The 1,907-nt window shown below is 31.8% G+C and carries 2 protein-coding genes; both read right to left on the minus strand.

Annotation, left to right across the window (positions count from 1 at the left end; translation table 11 throughout):
• Positions 1–103 precede the first annotated feature (103 nt).
• Entirely contained in the window at positions 104–781 is a 678-nt protein-coding gene (locus tag ABUA47_RS24490) for a hypothetical protein (RefSeq protein WP_211480253.1), read from the minus strand.
• 515 nt (positions 782–1,296) lie between these two features.
• Entirely contained in the window at positions 1,297–1,881 is a 585-nt protein-coding gene (locus ABUA47_RS24495; RefSeq protein ID WP_117615753.1) for a GAD-like domain-containing protein, read from the minus strand.
• Positions 1,882–1,907 lie beyond the last annotated feature (26 nt).

Here is a 1,907-nt window from a genome sequence, read left to right on the forward strand (position 1 = left end):
TACCGTTTGGCGAGTGCTGTTTAGGCTCTTATCTAAAAATTTTTCGTACATATTGATTGTGCTATTTATTACTAATGGGTTGGAAAGGAACGCCGTTTAGGGGTTATCTTTCCTTGTTATAAACTTTTTTATTTTTCCAATGGATATATAATTCTCCATTCTTTAGTCTTTTCTCTCCAACTATTGCACATAAAAGATTATTTTCATAGGCAAAATTATATTCCTCTGCTGGCATATTGTCCCAACGAGAAGCATACCTATGTACTTTACTAATTCTTTCTTTATCATATTCATATAAATACACTGACCAATCTTTATATGAATTTATACCCTGAAAGATATTCATTTCATGGTATGGATAAAAATAGCTTATTGAGATTATGGTTGTATATTGATTGGGTATATATTTAACATGATATACATAATATGAAAAGGCATTATCATACTCATATATATCAGTTATGATGCCATTTCCTATATTATCTGGAGCTTCTTGCGAACAAAGTATTTTTCCTTCTGCATTAAAGCCAAAAGAATACAGACCAGCTATTTTTAGACGGTCTTTTTCTTCAATATTTTTTCGTATTCGTCCGTTTGGTAAACCCGCTAATTCATTTTGATAGGGAGCAGGAACATAAAATTCATGTGTAGCATACTTCCATGAAGAGATTTGTCGTAAAATACTTTCAACTTTGGCATGAATGACAAGCTCTGACTGTTTTAACCGTTGATACAGTTTGTCATTCATTTCCATAATATGTATATCATTCTTTATATCCATTGGCTTTATTGTTTATAATGGTTTGGTGAGAAACAGCGTTAGCTGTTATCTCAACCTTGTTATGAACTTATTTTATTATAAAAGATTAATATGGCATATAAAATTTATCTGCCATAAACAGCAATACAATTAGAATAATAAACGGTAATATTAAAAATAGAATAGCCCATATATTGGAATATTTCTTATACGATTCGTCCTCCCGAATTTTCAAATACCGTCGTTTATAATGATAATAGATATACAGAATAATCCATATAAGAGGAAAGGCAAGCAGAAAAAGTGGTCCCGGATTAACACTTGTAGCTGCCCAATATATCAAAGCTATATCTACTCCGTAAAACATAATTACAATACTTAACACATCTGGGACATAAGAATCTGAATGTCGGATTAAGTATTCTGTCTTATACCATAAATATCCTAATATTCTATGTATCATATATTGCTACTGTTCATAATGGCTAAGCGGGGAACGACGTTAGTCCGTTATCCCGGTTTGTTAGTAATATATTCTATCGCACTCGCTTCAAATCCCCGATAAATTGGAGTACCGTTTCTATATACGGAATAGCTTTTAGAATTTTGATATTATCTATTGATTCTATACCACCCGATACCAATGCTGGGACATATCCGTAACATTCATCCAATGTAGGAACACCCTTTTCTGATTTTATCATAGGATATTTATTTAAGGAAAACCATGATTCCAAACAACTCTTGTTGAAAATTACCACATTCAATAGTATATCAACATTCTCGGATAAAATCTTGAATGTTCCGTATCTCACATTGATGAATACGACATAATCTCCTATCACGGGATTCTTAACATAAGCAAAAATATCTCCAAAAACAGTTGTCATAAATGGAGTTACAGTTTCATACTCATACAGAGGATAACTATCATCTACTATTGTCTGATATTTATCGGGGTTAATAATTCTGAACAATCCATCACAAAACGTTCCAAGTCCAACTTCTTTCCAAAGTTCGATTATTTTTTCTGATACCGCATTAGCATATTTTGCAATAAAAGTATCATCTACCGTTTGGCGAGTGCTGTTTAGGCTCTTATCTAAAAATTTTTCGTACATATTGATTGTGCTATTTATTACTAATG

Source organism: Bacteroides sp. RTP31139st1_H2_RTP31139_211217 (genome assembly GCF_040227615.1).
In the GTDB taxonomy this organism is placed as follows: domain Bacteria; phylum Bacteroidota; class Bacteroidia; order Bacteroidales; family Bacteroidaceae; genus Bacteroides; species Bacteroides uniformis.